Raw genomic sequence first — 24010 nt, forward strand, 5'->3', positions numbered from 1 at the left:
AAGCAAGCGATTTAATTGTCGGGCCGGAAGTTGTCTCCCCAGACAAAAACGCCTAGCTTAGCGAGATCCAGATTTTGAACGGTGCGTGCCTGATGTTTTCGCCATTGCGGCTGGCTGCAGGATTAACAGTATTGGCAATGGGCACCTTGTGGCAGGCGCAGGTTTCGGCGGCCCAATTGGTACGGGTCGGTGCTGCGCATTTTCCACCGTATACGGTGCGCCCGGAGCAGGGCGCCGACAGCGGGCTGCTCCCGCAATTGCTGGAGGCGCTGAACCGTGCGCAGCGCGAGTACCAGTTTGTGCTGGTACCCACCTCCATTCCCCGGCGTTTTCGTGATTTCCAGCAGGGCCGGGTCGATATGGCCATCTTCGAGAACCCGCATTGGGGTTGGCAGGATATCCCCCATACCAGTGTCGACATGGGCCTGGAGGACGCCGAGATATTCGTCACCCAGCGCCAGACCGGCCGCGACCAGGGCTATTTCACCGATCTGGCGGGCAAGCGCCTCGCGGTGTTCAGCGGTTATCACTACGCCTTCGCCAACTTCAACCCCGACCCCAAGGCCATGGCCACGCAGTTCAACGCCACCTTGACCTATTCCCATGACAGCAACTTGCTGATGGTGACCCGTGGCCGCGCGGATATCGCCCTGGTCACGCGTTCCTACCTCAGTGACTTTATGGTGCGCAATCCCGACACCGCCGGGCAGTTCCTGGTGTCGGAGCGCATTGATCAGGTGTACCACCACTACGCCTTGCTGCGGCCCAAGGCGGCGATCAGCGGCCCGGCGTTTGCCGCATTGCTCAAGGATCTGCGCGACAGCGGCGAGCTGTTGAAGATCTTCGAACCGTACCGCATTGATGTGCTGCCGGTAGCTGACGCACCCTGATCCGGGTAACGCCCGCTTAAATTTTTGCTGCTGGTTCACGTCACTTCGTCTAACTGTCGACGATTATCGTGAGCCCCCTCCATGCCCAATCCCCAAGACTTGTCAGTCCTGCCACTCCCGGCAGGGCCTGCCCTTAACGCAGACGAAAGCGATGGCCGCCTGACCCTGACTCTCGCTGGCCAGCCGCTGGTGCGCCTGCGCCTGGCGCGCGGCGAAGAGCTGCACCTGCAGTTGCAAAGCCCCGGTGAGGTGCCGTCGGTGCAGGCCTTGTGGGCCGCTTGTTACTGGCTGTTTGCCCGTGAGCCTGAGCGCCAGCAACTGGTCTGGCACCTCGAACACGCCCCTGACGAGGCCCTGCGCAGCGGCCTGCTGCTGGCCACGGATGTGGCAGGGCAGTTCCGTTGCGAGCGCACTCTGTTCTGGCAATTGCCACAGCCGTGGTTGGGCCAGCCTGTGAGTGGCGCTTATCCGCAGCAAATGATCCTCAGCAATGGCAAGCGCCATCCGGTGCGTGCGCCCAAACCGTGCGGCGAAGTCTACCGACGTTTCGACGCGCGCCTGGGCGCGTGGATTTCACTGCGTACGCTGGAGATCGACGTGGACCTGGCCCGCTTCAATCGCTGGCAGAACAGCGCGCGGGTCGCCAGTTTCTGGCAGGAAAGCGGCAGCCTGGAGCAGCATCGGGACTATCTGGAGAAGCTTGCAGCTGACCCACATGCCTTGACGCTGATCGGCTGTTTCGACGATGAGCCGTTTGCCTATTTCGAGGCGTATTGGGCCAGGGAGGATCGCATTGCGCCGTTCTATGAGGTGGACGATTACGATCGGGGCATCCATATGCTGGTGGGGGAGGAGCACCACCGCGGGCCGCACAAGGTGGCCAGTTGGCTGGCGGCGTTGGTGCACTACCTGTTTCTCGACGACCCGCGCACCCAGCGGGTGGTGGCGGAGCCCAGGGCCGACAACGCGAAGATGATTGGGTATATGCAGAACCAGTGTTTCCACTGCGAGAAGGAGTTCGATTTCCCCCACAAGCGCGCGGCGCTGATGATGCTGGGGCGGGAGCGGTTTTTTGAGCGGTGTGGCTTGGCCTGAGACCTTGGGGGCAATGAAGATCAACTGTGGGGGGCTTGTGTGGGAGCGGGCTTGCCCGCGATAGCGGTGTGTCAGCCACTGGATTGACTGGCTGATCCAATGCCATTGCGGGCAAGCCCGCTGCCACACAAGCTCATGCCTCATTGCAATGGCGTGGTGGTCAGACCCGTCGGGCAAACGTATCGCTATGGGTCCCCGAAACCTTACGGCAGTGCACCAACGCATCACGGATCATAAAGTTGACCAGCGTTGGCGACACCCCCAGTTCCTTGGCGATGTCCTTTTGCGGCACGCCATGCAGACGGTACATCTCGAACGCGTAGCGCGTGCGCTGGGGCAGTTCGGTCAGGGCGTCGGCGATGTTTTCCAGGGTGGAAAAATTGATGTGCGAGGTTTCCGGTGAAGCGCCATGAATAACCACATTCAAGCCTTCCTCTTCCGTCCCGGAGTACTTCAGTTCCAGGGCCTGTTTACGGTAGTGGTCGATAGCCAGGTTACGCACGATCTGGAACAGGTAGCTCAGTTGAGCCTTGAACGATGAGGTGATCTGCGGGGCCGATTGCAGTCTGAAGTAGGCGTCCTGCACCACGTCTTCGGCACGGGAACGGCAGCCGGTAATGCGCGCCGCGATCTTGACCAGGATCAGTCGATTATCGACAAACGCCTGGAGTAACGGTGAATCGCACCTGCTTGTGGATACTTGTTCCGTCATGGAAATCACCTTGCTGCAAATATGGTTAGTGGAGGGCATCCCTGCTGAGGCCTCCTACACATCGGGCAACAAATTATGCTTAATGATAATGATTGTCAAATGAGAAGTGGAACTAATCTTATACCGAAATACAAACTGTGAGGCGCTTCTCTTTGTGTGCCGGCCCTGGCAGGCAGACTAATTATTTTGCCGGGCCATCCGTTCTCATTGGTGACAGGCCAGCCAACACGCCGGCCATGGATTTGCACCCGGAGGAGGACGACATGCGTTTCTATCGCGAGAACCCAGCGATCCAGGCAGGGGTGGTCTGAGATGAGCACGTCGACCCGCTTGCACCTGTTTTGCCTGCCCTATTCGGGCGCCAGCGCCATGTTCTACAGCCGCTGGCGTCGGGCACTGCCGGAGTGGTTGCAAGTGCGCCCGCTGGAGTTGCCGGGGCGTGGCATGCGCATGGACGAGCCCTTGCAGCGCGATATCAAGGTGCTTGCCGCGCAGTTGGCGGATGAGATCAGCGCCGAACTCGACGGCCCTTACGCCTTGTTTGGCCATAGCCTGGGCGGTTTGCTGGCTTTCGAGCTGGCCCATGCCCTGCGCGAACGCGGGCTGCCTGCACCCCTGGCGCTGTTTGCTTCGGCCACCGCCGGCCCGGCGCGACGGGATGTCAGCGAATACGCCATTGAAAAAGACGACACCCAACTGATCGAGCGCCTGCGCAAGCTCAAGGGCACGCCCGAAGACGCGTTGACCAACCACGAATTGATGCAATTGACGCTGCCGATCCTGCGCGCCGACTTCCTGTTGTGCGGCAGTTTCCAGTACGGCGAGCGCGAGCCGTTGTCGATGCCGATCCATGTGTTTGGCGGCAAGCAGGACGACGTGCGCGCCGACGAATTGCTCGACTGGCAGGAAGACACCGCCAGTGGTTTCTCCCTGGACATGTTCGAGGGGCACCATTTCTTTCTGGTGCAACAGGAAAGCTCACTGTTGCGCTGCCTGCGCCGCTACGCCGACGAACACTTGACCCGCTGGCGCCATAGCGCTGCACGGCGGGCGGCCCTGGCGACCGGCTGAACACGCCGCCGCGCGCCCATGCCCTCTATCCCCGATTTCCCCGTAAGCCGATTTCAGGCAGGAACCCCTCATGATGGACGCCTTCGAACTTCCCCGCACCCTGGTCCAGTCTCTCCAGCGCCGCGCCGCGCAGACCCCGGACCAGGTGGCCCTGCGCTTTCTGGCTGAGTCTGCCGCCGAGACCGTGGTGCTCAGCTACCGTGACCTGGACCTGCGCGCCCGCACCATCGCTGCCGCCTTGCAGGCCTCGGCCGGGCTGGGTGAGCGTGCGGTGCTGCTGTTCCCCAGCGGCCCGGATTATGTCGCGGCGTTCTTTGGCTGCCTGTACGCGGGGGTGATCGCGGTGCCGGCCTATCCGCCGGAGTCCACTCGCCGGCATCACCAGGAGCGGTTGCTGTCGATCATCGCCGATGCCGAGCCCAAGCTGTTGCTGACCAGCAGTGGTTTGCGCGACGCCCTGGGGCAGATCGAGCAAGCGCCGCCCTTGCTCTGCGTGGATGAACTGCACAGCGAAATCGCCGCCGGCTGGGTCGCGCCAAACCTGCAGGACGACGGTATCGCCTTCTTGCAATACACCTCCGGCTCCACCGCCTTGCCCAAAGGTGTGCAAGTCAGCCACGGCAACCTGGTGGCTAACGAATTGCTGATCCGTCGCGGCTTTGGCATCGACCTTAACCCCGATGACGTGATTGTCAGCTGGCTGCCGCTGTACCACGACATGGGTTTGATCGGCGGCCTGTTGCAACCGATCTTCAGCGGCGTGCCCTGCGTGTTGATGTCGCCAGCGTACTTCCTTGGCCGCCCGTTGCGCTGGCTGGAAGCGATCAGCCAATACCGCGGGACCATCAGCGGTGGCCCGGACTTCGCCTACCGCCTGTGCAGCGAGCGGGTCAGCGACTCGGCCCTTGAGCGCCTGGACCTGAGCCATTGGCGCGTGGCCTATTCCGGTTCCGAGCCGATCCGTCTCGACACCCTGGAGCGCTTCGCCGAGAAGTTCGCCCCGTGCGGTTTTACCCCGAACAACTTCTTCGCCTCCTATGGCTTGGCCGAAGCGACCCTGTTTGTCGCCGGCGGCACCCGTGGCCAGGGCATCCCGGCGTTGCGCCTGGACGAACAGGCGCTGGCCGCCAACCGTGCCGAACCAGGGCAGGGCACTGCGATCATGAGCTGTGGCACGAGCCAGCCCGAGCACGCGGTGCTGATCGTCGAGCCGCAGACTCTCGCCGAGCTGGACGACAACTGCGTCGGCGAGATCTGGGCCACCGGCCCGAGCATTGCCCACGGCTACTGGCGCAACCCCGAAGCCACCGCCGAGACGTTTGTACAGCACGCCGGTCGCACCTGGTTGCGCACCGGTGACCTGGGCTTTATCCGCGACGGCGAGGTGTTTATCACCGGGCGCCTGAAAGACCTGCTGATCGTGCGCGGGCACAACCTGTACCCGCAGGACATCGAGCAAACCGTCGAACGCGAAGTGGAAGTGGTGCGCAAGGGGCGTGTCGCGGCATTTGCGGTGAATGACCAGGGCCTGGAAGGTATCGGCATCGCCGCAGAAATCAGCCGCAGCGTGCAGAAGATCCTGCCGCCGGAAGCCCTGATCAAAGCTATTCGCCAGGCAGTGGCCGAGGCCTATCAAGAAGCGCCCTGCGTGGTGGTGCTGCTCAACCCCGGCGCGTTGCCGAAAACCTCCAGTGGCAAGGTCCAGCGTTCGGCCTGCCGCACCCGCCTGGCCGATGGCAGCCTCGACAGCTACGCGCAGTTCCCCGATCAGCGCGCGCAGGCGGGCGATGGGGCACTGGTGTCAGACCTGCAACAGCAGATCGCCGCGATCTGGTGCGAACAGTTGCAGGTGGCGCAAGTGGCTGGCGATGATCACTTCTTCTTGCTCGGCGGCAACTCCATCAGCGCCACCCAAGTGGTTGCCCGCCTGCGCGAAACCCTGGGCCTGGAACTCAATCTGCGCCTGCTGTTCGAGGCGCCGGTGCTGGCCGATTTCGCCGTCAGTGTCGGCCAATTGCAGGCGGACGGGGGCGTGGCCCAGGGCGCAATCAGCGCCTTGTCACGCCAGCAGGATATGCCGCAATCCCTGGCGCAAAATCGCCTGTGGATCACCTGGCAACTGGACCCGCAGAGCAGCGCCTACACAATCCCCGGTGCCCTGCGCCTGCGCGGCGAGCTGGATGAAGACGCGCTGCACGCAAGCTTCGCGCAACTGATCCAGCGCCACGAAGCGCTGCGTACGCGGTTCTATGAGCGCGACGGCCAGGGCTACCAGCGCGTGGATGCACAGCGTGAGTTTGCCGTGCAAGTCATCGACCTGCGCGACCTGCCGCTGGCCGAGCGTGAAGCCCGCGCCGCGCAGATCCGCGAGGACGAGGCACGCACCCAGTTCGATCTGGAGCAAGGCCCGTTGTTGTGGGTCACGCTGTTGCGCCTGGACGATGAAGATCACCAGTTGCTGGTGACCCTGCACCACATCATCGCCGATGGCTGGTCGCTGACTGTATTGCTCGACGAGTTCTCGCGCCTCTACGCTGCTGCGTCCCAGGGCCAGCGCCTCGAGTTGCCGGCCCTGGCTGTGCAGTACGCCGACTACGGCAGTTGGCAGCGCCAATGGCTGGCCGCAGGCGAGGGCCAGCGCCAGTTGGCCTACTGGCAGCAGCAACTGGGTGACGAACATCCCATCTTGAGCCTGGCCACCGACCACCCGCGCTCGGCCCAGCAACGGCGCAGCGCTTCACGCTACAGCGTGCGCCTGGACGCCAGCCTGGGCGAAGCGATCCGCCAGACCGCCCAAGCGCACCAGGCCACGCCGTTCATGCTGTTGCTGGCGGCGTTCCAGAGCCTGCTGTACCGCTACAGCGGCCAGCGCGATATCCGCATCGGTGTGCCCAACGCCAACCGTGGGCGCCACGAAACCCAGGGCCTGATCGGCTTCTTTATCAATACCCTGGTGATGCGCGCCGAAGTGGATGCGCGCCTGCCCTTCAGCGAGCTGCTGGCGGCGACGCGCCTGGCCGCCACCGAGGCCCAGGCCCATCAGGACTTACCCTTCGAACAACTGCTGGAAGCCTTCCCCCAAGCCCGGGAGCAAGGCCTGTTCCAGGTCATGTTCAACCACCAGCAGCGTGACCTGAGTGCCTTGCGCCGCCTGCCGGGCCTGCTGGCCGAAGAGCTGCCGTGGCACAGCCGCGAAGCCAAGTTCGACCTGCAACTGCACAGCGAAGAAGACCGCAACGGGCGCCTGAGCCTGTCATTCGACTACGCTGACGAGCTGTTCGACGCCAGCACCATCGCGCGCCTGGCCACGCATTTGATCAACCTGTTGCAAGCGGCCTGTGCGCAACCGCACCAAGCGGTGGGCGACCTTGCGCTGCTGCAGGCCGCCGAGCACACCGAGCAACGCAACTGGAGCGAGGCCCCGTGCGCCCCGGCGCAGCGCCTGGTGCCGGAACAACTCAACCAACACAGCGACGAGCGCACCGCCCTGGTCTGGCAGGACGCCAGCCTGACCTTCGGCCAACTGCACACCCAGGCCAACCGCCTGGCCCATTACCTGCGCGACAAAGGCGTCGGCCCGGACGTGTGCGTGGCGATTGCCGCCGAGCGTTCGCCGCAACTGCTGATCGGCTTACTGGCGATCCTCAAGGCCGGCGGCGCCTATGTGCCACTGGACCCGGACTATCCCGCCGACCGCCTGGCCTACATGCTGGCCGACAGTGGCGTGCAATTGTTGCTGACCCAGACCCATCTGCTGCAACAGCTGCCGGTGGCCGAGGGGGTTTCGTTGATCGCCATGGACAGCCTCAAGCTTGACAGCTGGCCGACCCAGGCGCCGGGCCTGCACTTGAATGCCGACAACCTCGCCTATGTGATTTACACCTCCGGCTCCACCGGCCAGCCCAAGGGCGTGGGTAATACCCATGGCGCCCTGGCCGAGCGCTTGCAGTGGATGCAGGCCACTTACCAGTTGGATGAAAGCGATGTGCTGATGCAAAAGGCACCGATCAGTTTTGACGTGTCGGTGTGGGAGTGTTTCTGGCCACTGATCAGCGGTTGCCGCCTGGTACTGGCCGGCCCCGGCGAGCATCGCGACCCCCATCGCATTGCACAGTTGGTGCAGGAGCATGGCGTGACCACCCTGCATTTTGTGCCGCCGCTACTGCAGCTGTTTGTCGATGAACCGCTGGCGGCCGAATGCACCAGCCTGCGCCGGGTATTTTCCGGTGGCGAAGCCTTGTCCGCCGAGTTGCGCAATCGGTTGCTCGCGCAATTGCCGGCGGTGCAGTTGCACAACCGTTATGGCCCGACCGAAACGGCAATCAACGTCACCCATTGGCACTGCCAGCGCACCGACGGCGAGCGCTCGCCAATCGGCCGCCCATTGGGCAACGTGCTTTGCCGGGTGCTGGACGAGCAGTTCAACCTGCTGCCCGCAGGGGTGCCGGGTGAGCTGTGCATCGGCGGGATTGGCCTGGCCCGTGGTTATCTGGGGCGTGCCGGGCTGACCGCCGAACGTTTTGTCGCCGACCCACTGGGCGCGGCGGGCGCCCGTTTGTACCGCACCGGCGACCGCGTGCGCTGGACGGCTGATGGCGTGCTGGAGTACCTCGGGCGCCTGGATCAGCAGGTCAAGCTGCGCGGGTTTCGGGTCGAACCGGAAGAAATCCAGGCGCGGCTGCTGGCCCAGGAGGGCATCGCCCAGGCACTGGTGTTGATTCGCGAGACCGCCGGCGGTGCGCAGTTGATCGGTTACTACACGGCCAGCGGCGAGCTGGATGAGCTGGACGTGAAAGCCGCACTGGCCGCCGAGTTGCCGGAGTACATGGTGCCGGCGCAACTGATCCGCCTCGATGTCATGCCCCTGAGCCCCAGCGGCAAAGTCGACCGCCGCGCCTTGCCGGAGCCGGTGTGGCAGGTGCGTGAGCATGTCGAGCCGCAGACCGCCCTGGAACAGCAGATCGCCGCGATCTGGCGCACAGTGCTGGGCCTGCCGCGTGTCGGCCTGCGCGACGACTTCTTCGCCCTTGGCGGCCATTCACTGCTGGCCACGCAAATCATCTCCCGCACACGCCAGGCCTGTGATGTGGAGCTGCCCCTGCGTACCTTGTTCGAAGCCAGTGAGCTGGGGGCGTTTGCCGAACAGGTGCGCCTGATCCAGGCCAGCGGCCAACGCAACCAACAGAGCGCGATCGGCAAGGTGGATCGTCGCCAGCCGGTGCCGCTGTCCTATTCCCAGCAGCGCATGTGGTTCCTCTGGCAAATGGAGCCGGACAGCCCGGCCTATAACGTCGGTGGCATGGCGCGCTTGCGCGGGGTGCTGGATGTGGGGCGTTTCGAGGCGGCGTTGCAAGCCTTGATCATGCGCCACGAAACCCTGCGCACCACCTTCCCGAGTGTCGATGGTGTGGCCCGGCAGAACGTCGCCGCGCAAAGCAGCGTGCGCATGAACTGGCAGGATTTCTCGGCGTTTACCGAAGCCGAGCGCCAACTGCGCGTGCAGCAATTGGCCGACCAGGAAGCCCACCGCCCGTTCAACCTGGAAACCGGACCGTTGCTGCGCGCCTGTCTGGTCAAGGCCGGCGAGCAGGAACACTACCTGGTGCTGACCCTGCACCACATCGTCACCGAAGGCTGGGCCATGGACATCTTTGCCCGTGAACTCAGCGCGCTGTACGAAGCCTTTATCGACGAGCGCGAATCACCCCTGGAACCGTTGCCGGTGCAGTACCTGGACTACAGCGTGTGGCAGCGCCAATGGCTGGAGGCCGGTGAACGCCAGCGCCAGCTCGACTACTGGACCACGCAACTGGGCAACGAGCATCCGCTGCTGGAACTGCCCAGCGACCGGCCACGCCCGGCGGTGCAAAGTCATCAGGGCGAGCTGTACCGTTTTGACCTTGGCGATGAACTCGCCGCCAAGGTGCGCGCCTTCAATGCCGAACATGGCCTGACCCTGTTCATGACCATGACCGCGACCCTGGCGACGCTGCTCTACCGCTACAGCGGCCAGACCGACCTGCGCATCGGTGCGCCGGTGGCCAACCGCATCCGTCCGGAAAGCGAAGGGCTGATCGGCGCGTTCCTCAACACCCAGGTGCTGCGTTGCCAGCTCGACGGGCAGATGCGCGTTGCTGAGCTGTTTGAGCACGTGCGCCACACCGTAATCGAAGGCCAGTCCCATCAGGACCTGCCGTTCGACCACTTGGTGGAAGCCCTGCAGCCGCCGCGCAGTGCTGCGTATAACCCGCTGTTCCAAGTGATGTGCAACGTGCAGCGCTGGGAGTTCCAGCAAAGCCGGCAGCTGGCCGGGATGACCGTCGAGTACCTGGCCAACGATGCGCGTGCCACCAAGTTCGACCTCAACCTGGAAGTCACCGACCTCGATCATCGCCTGGGTTGCTGCCTGACCTACAGCACCGACTTGTTCGACGAGCCGCGCATTGCGCGCATGGCCGCCCATTGGTGCAACCTGCTGGAGGCGCTGATTGCCGATCCGCAACAGCGCTTGAGCGAGTTGGCGATGCTCCAGGCGCATGAGCAACGCGCCCTGCAAGACGGCCTCGGTATCGAGACTGGCGAGCACCGTCTCGACCAGTGCATCCATTCGCTGTTCAGCGCCCAGGTGCAGGCCCGTGCGGATGCGCCCGCGCTGACCTTCGCCGGGCAAACCCTGAGTTACCGCGAGCTGGACAGCCGCGCCAACCGCCTGGCCTGGATGCTGCGAGAGCGTGGGGTGGGCCCACAGGTGCGGGTCGGCCTGGCGCTGCCACGCTCACTGGAAATGGTCATCGGCCTGCTGGCGATCCTCAAGGCCGGTGGCGCCTATGTGCCGTTGGACCCGGAATACCCGCTGGACCGCCTGCACTACATGATCGAAGACAGCGGCATCGGCCTGTTGCTCAGCGATGCGGCGATGTTCGACGCCCTTGGTGAGTTACCCGCCAGCGTCAGTTGCTGGTGCCTGGAAGATGACTTGCCGGTGCTCGCCAACTACCCGGCCAGTGACCTGCCGGCGATCAGCCTGGCGCAGCATCAGGCGTACCTGATCTACACCTCCGGCTCCACCGGCAAGCCCAAGGGCGTGGTGGTGTCCCACGGTGAAATCGCCATGCATTGCCAGGCGGTGATCGAGCGCTTTGGCATGCGCCCCGACGATTGCGAGCTGCACTTCTATTCGATCAATTTCGACGCCGCCACCGAGCGCCTGCTGGTGCCGCTGCTCAGTGGTGCGCAGGTGGTGTTGCGCGCCCAGGGGCAATGGGATGCCGAAGAAATCTGCGGGCTGATCCGTGAGCATCGGATCAATATCCTCGGCTTCACCCCTAGCTATGGCAGCCAGTTGGCCCAATGGCTGGCCACGCAAAACCAGACCCTGCCGGTGCGCATGTGCATTACCGGTGGCGAGGCGCTGACTGGCGAGCACCTGCAGCGCATCCGCGCGGCGTTCCAGCCGGCGCTATTCTTCAATGCTTATGGGCCGACCGAAACGGTGGTCATGCCCCTGGCCAGCCTGGCCCCTGAGGTGTTGGAGGAGGGCGCCGGCAGCGTGCCGATCGGCAGCATCATCGGCGCGCGGGTCGCCTATATTCTGGATGCCGACCTGGCGCTGGTGCCCCAAGGCGCGACTGGCGAGCTGTACGTGGGCGGTGCCGGCCTGGCCCAGGGTTATCACCAGCGTGCGGGCATGACCGCCGAACGTTTTGTGGCCGACCCGTATGCCGATGGCGGGCGGCTCTATCGTACCGGCGACCTGGTGCGCCAGCGTGCCGATGGCCTGGTGGAGTACCTGGGGCGGATCGACCATCAGGTGAAAATCCGTGGTTTCCGCATCGAACTGGGCGAGATCGAAACCCGCCTGCTTGAGCACGAGGCGGTCCGTGAGGCGGTGGTCCTGGCCCTGGATGCGCCGAGTGGCAAGCAACTGGCGGCGTACCTGGTCAGCGATGCCCGCGATCACGCCGCCTTGCGCGAGGCACTCAAGACCCACCTCAAGGCGCAACTGCCGGACTACATGGTGCCGGCGCACCTGATGGTGCTCGACAGCATGCCGCTGACCGCCAACGGCAAGCTCGACCGCCGCGCCTTGCCGCAACCGGACCCCGAGGCCAATCGGCAGCAGTACGTGGCGCCGAGCAATGCGCTGGAACTGAGCCTGGCCGCGATCTGGTGTGCGGTGCTCAATGTGCAGCAGGTCGGGCTGCACGATAACTTCTTCGAGCTGGGTGGCGACTCGATCCTGTCGATCCAGGTGGTCAGCCGGGCGCGGCAGGCGGGGATTCACTTCAGCCCCCGCGACCTGTTCCAGCACCAGACCGTGCAGGCCCTGGCCGCAGTGGCCACGTGCAGTGAGCAGGTCACTGCCGAGCAAGGGCTGTTGACCGGCCCCTCGGGCCTGACGCCGATCCAGCATTGGTTCTTCGACAGCGAAATCCCGGCGCGTCAGCACTGGAACCAGGCATTGGTGCTGGCGCCGGTGCAGGCCCTGGATCCGCACCGCCTGGAACAGGCGCTGCTGGCCGTGCTGGAACACCACGACGCCTTGCGCCTGAGCTTCACCCAGCACGACGCGCAATGGCACGCCGAGCATCTGGCCGTGCCGGAAGGCGGCGTGTTGTGGTTGGCCCAGGTGGCGGATATGGCGCAGTGCGAGGCGCTGTTCGCCGATGCCCAGCGCAGCCTCGACCTGGAGCACGGCCCGCTGCTGCGCGCCTTGCTGGTGGACGGGCCGCTTGGCCAGCAACGCTTGCTGATCGCGATCCATCACCTGGTGGTGGATGGCGTGTCCTGGCGCGTATTGCTCGAAGACCTGCAAAACGTCTATCGCCAATTGAGCGACGGCCAGGCCGTCAGCCTGCCCGCCAAAACCAGCGCCTTGCGCGACTGGGCCGCGCGTTTGCAGGCCTATGCCAGTAGCGAGTCCCTGCGTGAAGAACTGAGCCTGTGGCAGCAACAGTTGGCGGGCCCGCCGGTTGAACTGCCGGTGGACCGGGCGGACGGCAGCCTGCGCAACCGCGACGCCGAGATTGTCAGTGTGCGCCTGGATGCCGAGCGCACCCGGCAGTTGCTGCAACAGGCACCGAGCGCCTACCGCACCCAGGTCAACGACCTATTGCTGACTGCACTGGCCCGCGTGCTGTGCCGTTGGAGCGGCCACGCATCGACCCTGATCCAGCTGGAAGGCCACGGCCGCGAAAGCCTGTTTGACGAGATCGACCTGACCCGCAGTGTCGGTTGGTTCACCAGCGCTTACCCGCTGCGCCTGACCCCGTTGGATATCGAGGAGGCCAGCGGCCAGGGCGCGTCGATCAAGGCGATCAAGGAGCAACTGCGCGCGGTGCCGCACAAAGGCCTGGGCTATGGCGTGCTGCGCTACCTGGCCGACAGTACCTGTCGCCAGGCCATGGCGGCGTTGCCGAACGCCTCGATTACCTTCAACTACCTCGGGCAGTTCGACCAGAGCTTCGACAGCCAGGCGCTGTTCCACCCGCTGGACGTGTCTGCCGGCCCGGCCCATGACCCGGATGCGCCACTGCCCAACGCCTTGAGTGTGGACAGCCAGGTGTACGGCGGCGAACTGCTGCTGCGCTGGACCTTCAGCCGCGAGCGTCACGACCACCAGACCATCAGCGAGCTGGCCGAGGCCTACCTGGGCGAGTTGCAGAGCCTGATCGCCCATTGCCTGCGCGATGATGCCGGCGGCCTGACGCCGTCCGACTTCCCCCTGGCGCACCTGACCCAGGTGCAACTGGACGCGTTGCCGGTGCCGGCCAGCGCCATCGAGGATGTGTATCCGCTGACGCCCATGCAGGAAGGCCTGCTGTTGCATACCCTGCTGGAGCCGGGCACCGGCCTCTATTACATGCAGGACCGCTACCGCATCAGCAGCGAGCTCAACCCCGAGCGCTTTGCCCTGGCCTGGAAAGCCGTGATCGCCCGGCATGAAGCCTTGCGTGCGTCGTTCTGCTGGAACGTCGGCGAAGCGATGTTGCAGGTGATCCACAAGCCCGGCAGCACGCCGATCGAATACCTGGACTGGACCGGCACCCCGGCCGAGCAACAGGAGCCGCGCCTGCAAGCGTTGCTCAAAAGCGAGCGCGAGGCCGGTTTCGATCTGCTCAATCAGGCGCCGTTCCACCTGCGCCTGATCCGCGTCGGCGAGGCCCGTTACTGGTTCATGATGAGCAACCACCACATCCTGATTGATGCCTGGTGCCGTTCGTTGTTGATGAATGATTTCTTCGATATCTACACCGCCCTGGGTGAAGGTCGCGAAGCACAACTGGCCGCGCCGCCACGCTATCGCGATTACATCGCCTGGCTGCAACGTCAGAACCTGGCCGAGGCGCGGCAGTGGTGGCAGCAGAACCTGCAAGGGTTTGAGCGCACCACGCCGATCCCCAGCGACCGGCCATTCCTGCGTGAACACGCCGGCCACAGTGGCGGCATGGTGGTGGGGGATTGCTATACCCGTCTGGATGCCCGTGATGGTGCGCAATTGCGCGAGCTGGCCCAGGCGCATCAACTGACCGTCAATACCTTCGCCCAGGCGGCGTGGGCCTTGGTGCTGCGGCGCTTGAGCGGCGAGCGTGACGTGTTGTTCGGCGTCACGGTGGCCGGGCGCCCGGTGGACATGCCGCACATGCAGCGTACCGTCGGCCTGTTTATCAACAGCATCGCCCTGCGGGTCAAGTTGCCCGAGGACGATCAGCCGTGCAGCGTGCGCCAGTGGTTGAGCGCCTTGCTCGACAGCAATATGCAGCTGCGCGAGTACGAATACCTGCCGCTGGTGACAATCCAGGAACACAGCGAACTGCCCAAGGGCCAGCCGCTGTTCGACAGCCTGTTTGTATTTGAAAACGCTCCGGTGGAAGTCTCGGTACTGGACCGTGCGCAAAGCCTGAACGCCACCTCGGACTCGGGCCGTACCCACACCAACTTCCCGCTGACCGCCGTGTGTTACCCGGGGGATGACCTGGGCCTGCACCTGTCCTACGACCAGCGTTATTTCGATGAAAGCACCGTGCAGGGCATGCTTGCTGAGTTCAAGCGCCTGCTGCTGGCGCTGGTGCAGGGCTTCCATGGCGATATGGCCGACCTGCCGCTGATTGGCGAGCAGGAGCGTGAGTTCCTGGTGCACGCTTGCAACCAGAGCGCCCACGACTACCCGCTGCAAAGCAGCTACGTTGAACTGTTTGAAGCGCAGGTGGCGCAGCATGGGCAGCGCATTGCCGCCAGTTGCCTGGAGCGGCAATGGAGCTATGCCGAGCTGAACCAGCACAGCAACCGCCTGGGCCATGCCCTGGTCGCGGCAGGTGTCGGCCTGGATCAGCCGGTGGCGCTGCTGGCCGAGCGCGGCCTGGAACTGCTGGGCATGATCATCGGCAGCTTCAAGGCCGGTGCCGGTTATTTGCCGCTGGATCCCGGCCTGCCGGCCCAGCGCCTGAGCCGGATCATCGACCTGAGCCGCACGCCGCTGCTGGTGTGCACGGCAGCTTGCCTTGAACAGGCGCAGGTGTTGCTCGAAGACTTTGCCTGCGGCGCGCGGCCGAAGTTGCTGGTGTGGGAGGAGTTGGCGGGCGCGGATAGCAATCCGGGGATCTACAGTGCCCCGGACAACCTCGCCTACGTGATCTACACCTCCGGCTCCACCGGGCTGCCCAAGGGCGTGATGGTCGAGCAGCGCGGCATGCTCAATAATCAGTTGAGCAAGGTGCCGTACCTGCAGTTGAGCGAGCAGGATGTGATCGCCCAGACCGCGTCGCAAAGCTTCGATATTTCGGTGTGGCAATTCCTCGCCGCGCCGTTGTTTGGCGCACGGGTGGACATTGTGCCCAACACCATCGCCCATGATCCGCAGGGCCTGCTGGCCCATGTCCAGGCCCAGGGCATCACGGTGCTGGAAAGCGTGCCGTCGCTGATCCAGGGCATGCTTGCCCAGGAGCGCATCAGCCTGCAGGGCCTGCGCTGGATGCTGCCGACGGGGGAGGCCATGCCGCCAGAGTTGGCGCACCAATGGCTGCTGCGTTACCCGGATATCGGCCTGGTCAACGCCTATGGTCCGGCGGAATGCTCGGATGACGTGGCGTTCTTTTGCGTCGACCTGGCCTCGACCCGTGGCACCTACCTGCCGATCGGCACGCCGACCGACAACAACCGTTTGTACCTGCTCGACGGCGCGCTGGAGTTGGTGCCGCAAGGGGCGGTGGGTGAGTTGTGTGTGGCGGGCACCGGGGTAGGGCGCGGGTACGTCAGCGACCCGCTGCGTACTGCGCAAGTGTTTGTGGCGGATCCATTTGGTGCGCCGGGAGAACGCCTGTATCGCACCGGCGACCTGGCGCGGCGGCGCAGCGATGGGGTGCTGGAGTACGTCGGGCGCATCGACCATCAGGTGAAGATTCGCGGTTACCGCATCGAGCTCGGTGAAATCGAGGCGCGCCTGCACGAGCAGCCCGAGGTGCGCGACGCGGCGGTGGGTGTGCAGGAGGGCGTGAATGGCAAGCACTTGGTGGGTTACCTGGTGGCGAGCGATACCAGCCTTAACCCTGGCGAACGCCTGGACCGCATCAAGCAGCGCCTGCGTAGCGAACTGCCGGAGTACATGGTGCCGTTGCACTGGCTGTGGCTGGAGCGCCTGCCGTTGAACGCCAACGGCAAGCTCGACCGCAAGGCCTTGCCGGCTCTGGAGATCGGTCAGTTGCACAGCCAGGATTACCTGGCGCCGCGCAGCGAGCTGGAGCAGACCCTGGCCACAATCTGGGCCGAGGTGCTGAAGGTCGAGCAGGTGGGCGTGCTGGATAACTTCTTCGAGCTGGGCGGGCATTCGTTGCTGGCCACGCAAATCGCCTCGCGGGTGCAAAAGAGCCTGCAACGGGATGTGCCGCTGCGGGCGATGTTCGAATGCAGCACGGTGGCGGAGTTGGCGACGTACATCGAGGGCTTGGCCGCCAGTGACATCAGTGCCGGCACGGTGGACCGCCTGAGCGATTTGATGGCGGAGCTGGAGGGGCTTTGAGTCGGCGAACGGGCCGCCATACAGGCGGCACGCCATTGGTCGGTTTTGCACATTTTTGGGGTGCCTACTGTCAATTCTGACAGTAGGCAAACCTCCTGTTTCCGGGGCTAGATAACTGCAGATTTGGGCCTGCCCAGCAGGCTTGCTGGTTATCTTTCCCAGACAGGAGGTCGCATCATGGTCAAAAAAACCACCCCCCAAAACCCGCCGTTGGCGGCTACCCAGGCACCTGCCGAGGTTGCTGTCGAATTGCCCTATCCGCAGATTCGCTACGCCGTCAATAACAACACCCTGGACCCCATCAAGGCGAAAAACGGCACTGTCGCGACCGTCGCTTTTACGGGGATGGGCACGGGTCCTATCACCTTGTACTGGGCGATCAAGGGCCAGGACGAGCCGGTGTTTGAACCTGTTGTGCAACCGGGCAGTACCAGCGGCAGTATTGATATTCCGGTTCCCTGGCAATCGGTCAGCACCAGCATTGGGCATACGGTTTTGGTCTGGTACACCGCGCGGGTGGCGGGCCAGTTGAAGGAATCGCTGGTGCTGGAGTTGGAGGTCCAGCAGATCAGGGAGGCGGACCTCAAGGAGTCGCTGCCGAAGTTTGAGCATGCCCAGTATGTCCATAGCACCTGGCAACTGGATATGAAGACATTCAGGGGCGATGAGACCATCCGCCTTAACGCCTGGCCCATGATTCAGGCCGGGCAGCGCCTGTTTATCAATGTGGCCGGTGATCAGCACAAGCCGCCGTTCGCGTTTAGCTGGGTGGCGCGGGACCATGTGGTCATGGAGACCGAAGCCCATGACGATCATGTCTTTGAGTTCAAGCTGTCACGGGACTGGATGGCGCGACGGGAAGACTATTCGGCACTGACCCTTCATATCGCCGTGATCTTTGATGGCTCCGATCCCAAGCCGCCGGTACCGGTCGATCCGATCTACGAAACCCGACTGCCCGAAAACGCCCACGAGTTTCATCCTCGTAACACGGCGCTGTTGTTTGTCGATACCTCCCTGCATTTGCAAGCCCCGATATTGGTCGAGGCGCAAGGCCAGGGCCAGGTTGATCCCCTCAAGTTGTTGGAGGGGGCCACGGTACGTGTTTGTTACGAGGATATGCAGAGCACGGACCATATTGCCCTGTGCTGGGAATCCACCTTCGGTGATTGCGCGCCGATTGCACCGCAGTATGGCGTAGAGGAGGGGTGCATCGACTTCCATGTGCCGCCGGAATACGTGGGCATGCGCCTGGATAACTTCGCGCATTTCTCCTATACCGTGACCCGGGATGGGGAGCCGTACACGTCGCCTGAAGGTGTGGTCAGGATCCCACTGCCGGCCAACCTGCCCCAGCCGCAGATTTTCGAAGCGCCGTTCAATACCCTGGACCTTGGAGGGATGTGCTGTGATGACCCGGTGACTGTTCATGTCGCGCCTTGGCCGTTTATCGGCACCAGCCAGGTTATTCAGTTGTTTATCGGTGGTGTTTACCCGGATGGCTCGAAAGCCCGGCTGCTCCCTTTTGATGACGCGCCGATTACTGAAGAAGACGTGCGTAGCGGTTGGACCAGAACCTTGTCTCGGGCCCAACTGGCGGCGCTCAAACATGACAGCGAGTTGTATGTTCTCTTTAGTGTCGAGTTTCTTCCGCGTAAGGATTCAAGGCCGGTCTACAGGTCTTTTCCTTCACTGCTGGTGAATCTGCTCACCGAGCCCCACTTGGAGTTGACGGCCCCCCATCTCGTCGAGTCCGTAGACTGCGGCGCCGACGGCTGGCTACTCAACCCGGTGAACACGGTGGAGGGCGCGCATCTTCAGGTGGCGTACGGGCATATGTGTCCGGGGGATTGGGTGTGCCCGACGTTTACCGGCACACCAGGGCTCGGTTCGCCGGCGTTGGAGTGTCGTACTGTCGGTATAGATCAGCGAAACATGGTGTTCCCGATTCCGGCCTCTGCGATCAGCGCCAACCTGTGTCAGAAAATATCGGTTTCTTACAATGTATCGCGTGCCTGCGGTGGCTTCTGGGAGTCGCCGGTGAAAGAGGTGCAGGTCCTGGATCTCAGCGGCCTGCCCGCGCCTGCGGTGGAACAGGCCACGGGCAGCACGTTGGACCTTAATACCTTCGGGGGCGATGCCACGGCGATGGTGGCTACCTGGTTCTATCTGGCCCTGGGCCAACCTTGCTGGCTGTGGGTGACGGGTGAGTTGGAGGATGGCAGCCCCTACCGTTTTGAGGTGCTGGAAGGTCAGGCGGTAACCGAGGAATGGCTGGCCGGTGGCGTCACCGCGGCACTGGCGCGCAACGAACTGCAAAAACTGGCGGATTGCAGTGCCTTTGAAGTGCATTTCGCGGTGAACTTCAATGGCGAGTCCGACAAGGCCAGCGCCAAGGAATTTGCATCGCTGACCCTCGAAATTGCCCAGGAGGACCTGGTACTCAAAGCGCCCACGGTGCGCGAAGCGGTAGGCTCGCAGCTCACGGTATACAACGGCCGCGATGGCGTGACGGTGCGAGTGGCCTATGACCTGATCAGCCCCGGCCATGCAATCAGCGTGTGCTGGAAACGCGCAGACGGTACCTGCCTGCCGCTGGCCTCGAAGCCTGGCAGCAATGACCCGGATTACGTGGATTTCCATATCCCCCGGGAGGCGGTGATTCGTGGGATTGGCAAGACGGTGAAGATCAACTACACCGTTACCAGCCTGTGCAAAGTGGCGACTTCCCCGGACCTCGATCTGCAAATCAGCGATCCGATACGTTTGCCGGTGCCGGTGGTGCCGCAGGCAACCAACAATATTCTGGACTTGCGCACCTTTAATGGGAACGCGGATATCACCGTTGAACCCTGGTGGTTTATCTTGCCGGACCAGAAAGTATGGTTGCGGGGCGTCGGTACCCAAAAGAATGGCAACCCTTATACGATCAACGTTTACTTGGGTCAGGGGGTGACAGCAGGTGAAGCGAGTACAGGTTTGAAAAAGGCGTTACAGCGTTTCGAACTTGAGCTCTTGAAGGACCTCAGCCGCCTGATGTTTACCTGTAAGGTGACCGCCGATGGCAGTACCCATGAAAGTGAAGCGCTGGCGTTTCCGATTCTGGAGCTGATTATCCGGGCCAATTTCTTAACCGATTTTGATGATTTTGAGAGTTATCCGAGCCAGGAGTATCTGGGGGCAGGGACTATCATCAATACGCGCTTATTGGATTTTGAATTACCAGCCTCATCTCCCCCTGGAATTGGGCTTCATCCAGTCAGAACTGCCGGAGAACTGGTGCCGGGAATGATTGAGGGCAAGGCATTGGCAGTGCGCTGCGGTAGCGCTAATACAATGCAGCTATCACGTCTGAAGTTTAAGTTCAGATGCGCACGGGTGAGATTCGGTTATGCAAATACCGGCACCGATATCGCGACGTTCAGGTTCTTTGGTGAAAATAATCAGCTACTTGGGACACGTGAGGCAGCGACTAGGACCTGGGTCGATTTCGAGGCTGAAAACGGAGCAAAAATAGTCCGTATTGACGTTTTGTGTCTGGTGCATGGAGCGATTGATTCGCTAACCATCTGGCATGGTGGCGAGACTTATCGTCATTGAGCTAATGCCCGCCCTGCAGAAAAGGGGTGAGCAAACGCTCGGGGTCGGCCGTTAGGTATTGGACCAACGAGATACAAGAATGCCCGCTTTGTGCGGGCATTCTTGTTAGTGGCGTGGGGTTAATCCGAGTCACTTGGGCCCGAGGATTTTCCCCAACTTATCCGGTGACGGCGCCCCCTGCTGTTGCTGCAACTGGCCCTTGTCATCCAGATAGAAAATCGCCGGCGTGGCCGACAACTCCAGCTCTTCCATCAACTTCATATTGGCATCGAGCTTGGCCTGGATCTGGGCCGGAATCTTGGTCAGGGCCTTGAGCTTGCTGGCTTTGCCGGCAGACTCATGTTCTTCCAGGGCCTGGGCTGTGTCCTTGCTTGCCAGCAGCGCCGCCGATTTGCCCGGGCTGTCTTCGCGAATAATCCCGACCATGATGTGGCGCAACTGTACCTTACCCGCCTTGACCCAGGGCCGTGCCTGTTCCCAGAACATGTTGCAGTACGGGCAGTTAGGGTCGCTGAACAGGTAGACGGTGCGCGGCGCGTTTTTATCGCCGTCCTGGATCCAGCTGCTCTGTTCCATCTTGGCCCAGATTTCCTTGGCCATTGGGGCGTAGACCAGTTTTTCCAGGGGCGCGGTGCTCAGGTCATTGCCCTTGGCGTCATACAGATTGCCGGCGATCACGTGTTGGCCGTCGGCGGTCAGGTACAGCGCCATGCCGCGGTTCTGGTATTGCGCGGCATAACCCTTGAGCCCGCCCGGCGCGTCGAAGCTGCCGATGATCTTGGCGCCCTTGGCTTCGATCTGTTTGATCGGCGCCGGCCATTCTTCGGCGTGGACGAGGCTGGCAGCCAGGGTCAGGGGCAGCAGGGTTAGCAGGTGGCGGAGGCGGGGCATAAGGGTTTCCTTGCAGGGGCCGTCTTGGCGGCAGTCTTGTCCGTGGGGTCGAAATATTCCATGGCGCGGGCCAGGCTGGCCTGGGACAGTTCGCCCAGGTGGCTGTTGATCAGCCGGCCATCGGCTTGATAGAAGAGGGTGGTCGGCAGGGCCATGGACCCCACGGCCTGGCCCAGGCGGCCACTGGCGTCGAACAGCACGTTGTCCAGGTTCAGGCCCTGGGTAGCCAGGTAGGTGCTGACGCTTTGCATGCTTTCGGCCTGGTTGACGAACAGGAAGGTCACGTCCGGCCGCTGCTTCTGGGCGTTTTCCAGCACCGGCATTTCCCGCCGGCAGGGCGGGCACCAGGTGGCCCAGAGGTTGATCACCAGCGGGCCGCCCTGGTAGTCAGCCAGTTGCACGGTTTCGCCATCGGCATTGCGCAGGGCGATGTCCGGCAGGCGCGTACCTTTTTCGTAGATGTTCAACGAGAAACTGGCCAGTGCCCAGAAGGCCAGGCCGCTGACCACACCGGCGCTAAGCGGTTTGCGCAGGGCCGGGCGGCGCCAGCTCCACAGCAGGGCGGCGATGATCAGCACGATCACCCCAGGCCAGGCCAGGAAACCGCCGTCGCGCAGGTCGACGATCTGCAACGGGTCGTCGCGGTAGTACGACCAGTACATCAAGACAAAGCCGATACGCGCACTGAGCATGCCCAGCAGGAACAGGCTGAACAGCACCGATTCGGGGTTCTCGCCGCCCCGCTTGGCCACGCGCCAGCCCACGACTGTGGCGAGGATCAGCGCACTGATCAGCAGCAGATGGTTCAAGGCAATGGCAAAGGTGCCGATGGTCAAGGTCAGCATCAGAGTGCTTCCCGGGTCTGGGTCCAGCGTTGCAGGAAGGCTGCGGCATCCACTTCGCCGGTGATGCGTTGGGCGCGGCGCTCTGCACCGTCGGGGCCGATCCAGACGAAGCTCGGTGGGCCAGGGACTTTGTAGCGACCGAGCAGCTCACGGCTGGCGGCGTTGTCGGCGGTAACGTCCAGGCGCAGCAGGCGCACGTCCTTCAGGGCGTCCATCACTTCGGGTTTGCCGAACACCTGTTTTTCCATGATTTTGCACGACACACACCAGTCGGCGTAGTAGTCCAGCAGCACCCATTGGCCCTGGGCCTTGGCGCTGTCGAGCTGGGCTTGCAGGGCTACCGGGTCGTTGAGGGTGATAAAGCTGTCATGGGCAGTCGGCGCGCCGGCCACCGTCGAGCCACCGAAGACCTTGAGCGGCTGCCACAGATCGTCGCTGCCACCGGCGGCGCCGATCACCAGGATCGCGCCCCACAGCCCCAGGACCAGGGAGCCGGCACCCAGTGCCTTGGCGATCAGCCCGTACTCACGGGCCAGGCTCCAGCCGCAGTAGGCCATGACCAGTGCCAGTATGCCCCACAAGCCGAGCCACAGGCTTTCGTCGACGACCGGGCGAATCATCAACACGGCGGTCGCGAGGAACAGGAAGCCAAACACGCCCTTCAGCACGTTCATCCAGGTGCCCGGCTTGGGCAGGAAGCGATTGCCCACGGTCACCAGCAATAGCAAGGGCACGCCGATACCGATGCCCATGGCAAACAGGATCAGGCCGCCGTGCAGGGCATTGCCGCTTTGCGCGATATACAGCAGGGCGCCGGCCAGGGGCGCGGTCATGCAGGGGCCCACCAGCAGGCCGGACAAGGCGCCGAGCACCCCGGCGCCGACCAGGCTGCCGCCGTTTTGCTGGCGGCTGGCGTTATCCAGGCGATCGCGCAGGAAGGCCGGCAGTTGCAGTTCAAAGAAGCCGAACATCGGCAGGGCGAGGATCACAAACAACCCGGCGAAACTGCCGAGGATCCACGGGGTTTGCAGCAGCGCGGCGAGGTTGCTGCCGGCCAGCGCGGCCAGCACGCCGAGGGCGGCATACACCAGGGCCATGCACACCACATAACTGCTGGCCAGGGCAAAACCACGGCGTGGGCTGGCACCGCTGCCTACCACCAGGCCAGCAAGGATTGGCAGCATCGGCAGCGAGCACGGGGCGAACGCCAGCAGCAGGCCCAGGCCGAAGAACACCAGCAGGCTCCAGCCCAGGCTGCGTTGCTGCAGGCCACTGGCCAGGCTTTCATCCTGGGCCTCGGCGGTGGCGGCCACGGCGGGGTTACCACCCAGGTCCACGGTGAGCGATTGCGGTGGGTAGCACAGGCCGGCATCGGCACAGCCCTGCCAGCCCAGCTTGACCTTGCCGGTGGCACCGGCCGGAAGCTTCACTTCCAGACCCTGGCGGTACACCTGTTGCTCGCCGAAGAACTCGTCGCTATGGGCTTCGCCCTGGGGCAGCACGGGCTGTTCGGCCAGGCCTTCGAATTTCATGCGTTGCTGGTACAGGTAATAACCGTCGGCAATCTGCCAATACAGCTGGGTTTCACCGGAAGCCAGGCGCTCGGAGGTAAAGGTGAAGGCCTTGCCTACCGGGAGGAACTCGGCCTTGGTCTCGAACGGATTGTTGCCAGGCGCGGCCTGGGCCAATCCGGTGAACAACACCAACAGGAAGATAAACAGATGCCGCATGGTCAAGCCTTAGTTCGATGCAAGTGGGGCACACAATGTGGGGTGCTGATTAACCGATGATTAACCGGGCTATTCTAGAGTGTCGGGATTTTCGAAGCGCGCCTCTTTTGCCGGCATAATGCGCGCTTAATCCGCCCTCCTTTAAATCAGCATTTTTGCAA

Annotated in this window: 9 protein-coding genes; 5 read left to right on the forward strand and 4 right to left on the reverse strand. The window is 63.2% G+C overall.

Annotation, left to right across the window (positions count from 1 at the left end):
• Positions 1-92: 92 nt before the first annotated feature.
• Both HBR93_RS17680 and HBR93_RS17685 read left to right on the forward strand, forming a co-directional pair.
• Positions 93-890: a transporter substrate-binding domain-containing protein gene (locus HBR93_RS17680; RefSeq protein WP_169960754.1), complete on the forward strand. Its 798-nt coding sequence runs from the start codon at positions 93-95 to the stop codon at positions 888-890.
• Positions 891-971: 81 nt separating this feature from the next.
• On the forward strand, positions 972-1985 hold the full coding sequence (locus HBR93_RS17685; protein ID WP_169960755.1) for a GNAT family N-acetyltransferase: 1014 nt from the start codon (positions 972-974) through the stop codon (positions 1983-1985).
• 160 nt (positions 1986-2145) lie between these two features.
• On the opposite strand, the gene HBR93_RS17690 is transcribed toward HBR93_RS17685, so the two are convergent.
• On the reverse strand, positions 2146-2697 hold the full coding sequence (locus tag HBR93_RS17690) for an RNA polymerase factor sigma-70 (RefSeq protein WP_029298131.1): 552 nt from the start codon (positions 2695-2697) through the stop codon (positions 2146-2148).
• A 312-nt stretch (positions 2698-3009) separates the two neighbouring features.
• Between HBR93_RS17690 and HBR93_RS17695 the strand changes: the two genes are divergently transcribed.
• From HBR93_RS17695 to HBR93_RS17705, 3 genes are all read left to right on the forward strand, one after another.
• Entirely contained in the window at positions 3010-3768 is a 759-nt protein-coding gene (locus HBR93_RS17695; RefSeq protein ID WP_169960756.1) for an alpha/beta fold hydrolase, read from the forward strand.
• 70 nt (positions 3769-3838) lie between these two features.
• Entirely contained in the window at positions 3839-16783 is a 12945-nt protein-coding gene (locus HBR93_RS17700; protein WP_169960757.1) for a non-ribosomal peptide synthetase, read from the forward strand.
• Positions 16784-16960: 177 nt separating this feature from the next.
• A complete protein-coding gene (locus HBR93_RS17705; protein WP_169960758.1) occupies positions 16961-20383 on the forward strand; it encodes a hypothetical protein in 3423 nt (1140 codons plus the stop codon).
• A gap of 129 nt (positions 20384-20512) precedes the next feature.
• On the opposite strand, the gene dsbG is transcribed toward HBR93_RS17705, so the two are convergent.
• Genes dsbG through dsbD form a run of 3 tightly spaced genes read right to left on the reverse strand, consistent with a single transcriptional unit; the run spans position 20513 to position 23849 of the window.
• Positions 20513-21274 carry a thiol:disulfide interchange protein DsbG gene (gene dsbG, locus HBR93_RS17710; protein ID WP_057439145.1) on the reverse strand — a complete coding sequence of 254 codons (762 nt, stop codon included), beginning with the start codon at positions 21272-21274 and terminating at the stop codon, positions 20513-20515.
• Complete coding sequence (locus tag HBR93_RS17715) at positions 21250-22119, reverse strand: TlpA disulfide reductase family protein (RefSeq protein WP_057439144.1); 870 nt, start codon at positions 22117-22119, stop codon at positions 21250-21252. The genes dsbG and HBR93_RS17715 overlap by 25 nt, the downstream gene beginning before the upstream one ends.
• Positions 22119-23849 carry a protein-disulfide reductase DsbD gene (gene dsbD, locus HBR93_RS17720; RefSeq protein WP_169960759.1) on the reverse strand — a complete coding sequence of 577 codons (1731 nt, stop codon included), beginning with the start codon at positions 23847-23849 and terminating at the stop codon, positions 22119-22121. Before dsbD ends, HBR93_RS17715 begins: the two co-directional genes overlap by 1 nt.
• Between the last annotated feature and the right edge of the window lie 161 nt (positions 23850-24010).

The organism is Pseudomonas sp. WS 5411 (assembly GCF_012985595.1).
In the GTDB taxonomy this organism is placed as follows: Bacteria; Pseudomonadota; Gammaproteobacteria; order Pseudomonadales; family Pseudomonadaceae; genus Aquipseudomonas; species Aquipseudomonas shahriarae.

What these genes read in the sequence shown, in the direction of transcription:
- HBR93_RS17695 (WP_169960756.1), top strand. Translation starts at nt 3,010, where the DNA reads ATGAGCACGTCGACCCGCTTGCACCTGTTTTGCCTGCCCTATTCGGGC.
- HBR93_RS17705 (WP_169960758.1), top strand. Translation starts at nt 16,961, where the DNA reads ATGGTCAAAAAAACCACCCCCCAAAACCCGCCGTTGGCGGCTACCCAG.
- HBR93_RS17700 (WP_169960757.1), top strand. Translation starts at nt 3,839, where the DNA reads ATGATGGACGCCTTCGAACTTCCCCGCACCCTGGTCCAGTCTCTCCAG.
- dsbD (WP_169960759.1), bottom strand. Translation starts at nt 23,849, where the DNA reads ATGCGGCATCTGTTTATCTTCCTGTTGGTGTTGTTCACCGGATTGGCC.
- HBR93_RS17680 (WP_169960754.1), top strand. Translation starts at nt 93, where the DNA reads ATGTTTTCGCCATTGCGGCTGGCTGCAGGATTAACAGTATTGGCAATG.
- HBR93_RS17690 (WP_029298131.1), bottom strand. Translation starts at nt 2,697, where the DNA reads ATGACGGAACAAGTATCCACAAGCAGGTGCGATTCACCGTTACTCCAG.
- HBR93_RS17685 (WP_169960755.1), top strand. Translation starts at nt 972, where the DNA reads ATGCCCAATCCCCAAGACTTGTCAGTCCTGCCACTCCCGGCAGGGCCT.
- dsbG (WP_057439145.1), bottom strand. Translation starts at nt 21,274, where the DNA reads ATGCCCCGCCTCCGCCACCTGCTAACCCTGCTGCCCCTGACCCTGGCT.
- HBR93_RS17715 (WP_057439144.1), bottom strand. Translation starts at nt 22,119, where the DNA reads ATGCTGACCTTGACCATCGGCACCTTTGCCATTGCCTTGAACCATCTG.